Genomic DNA, 790 nt, shown 5'->3' on the forward strand with positions numbered 1-790 from the left:
CCCAGCCCGCCGATCATGTCCGCAATCACATGGTCTCGCCTCACGAGTATGGCGTGTTCGCCAATAGCCGCCGGCAAATGGCGGTTACCCAGATGCCAGGCCAGTTGCAGCAATTGCAGCGTTCCGTGGGCGGTTACTTCCATGAGCTCTTCGGGCAAGGCCCTGACCAGAATGGTCCGACCATCTTCCAGACGCAGACCGTCACCGCCGCGCAGAAGCCGTGCATGCTCCAGTTCCAGACGGATCTTCTCGCCACTGGCCAGTGTCAGCATCATTCTCCGGCGATGCCGCCCCTCATAATCAGCAGCAAAAATACCGCTCGCATCGGCTTCAAGCCAGCTCCCGGCAGGAAGGATTTCGAGAATACGGGTCATCAGAACAGAAAATACCTTTGGGCCATGGGCAGGATTTCGGCGGGCTCGCACGTCAGGAGCACGCCATCGGCCCGCACTTCATAAGTTTCGGGATCAACTTCGATATAGGGCATGGAATCGTTATGAATCATGCTGCGCTTGCCGATTCCGCCACGCACGTTCCGCACCGCCGAGAGGCGACGCTCGAGCCCGAGCCTCGCACCGATATCATCCTCAAGCGCCGCCTGGGACACGAATGTGAGGCTGGTCCGCGCAAGCGCGCGACCGAACCCGCCAAACATCATGCGGCCATGCACCGGCTGCGGTGTAGGGATAGACGCATTCGGGTCACCCATCATGGCATAGACAATCATGCCCCCCTTGATCACCTGCTCGGGTTTCACGCCAAAAAATGCGGGCTCCCAGAGTACCAGATC

At 59.6% G+C, this 790-nt stretch carries 1 protein-coding gene and 1 pseudogene; both read right to left on the reverse strand.

Annotated features, from left to right (window positions below; translation table 11 throughout):
* Positions 1-374, reverse strand: a 374-nt coding sequence (locus C0V97_RS17140; RefSeq protein ID WP_127103708.1) for an urease accessory protein UreE, incomplete at its 3' end; no start/stop codon positions are given.
* A pseudogene (gene ureC, locus C0V97_RS17145) lies at positions 374-790 on the reverse strand (urease subunit alpha); the annotation flags it as partial. The gene C0V97_RS17140 and the pseudogene ureC, both read right to left, overlap by 1 nt.

It is taken from the genome of Asaia sp. W19 (assembly GCF_003994335.1).
In the GTDB taxonomy this organism is placed as follows: Bacteria; Pseudomonadota; Alphaproteobacteria; order Acetobacterales; family Acetobacteraceae; genus Asaia.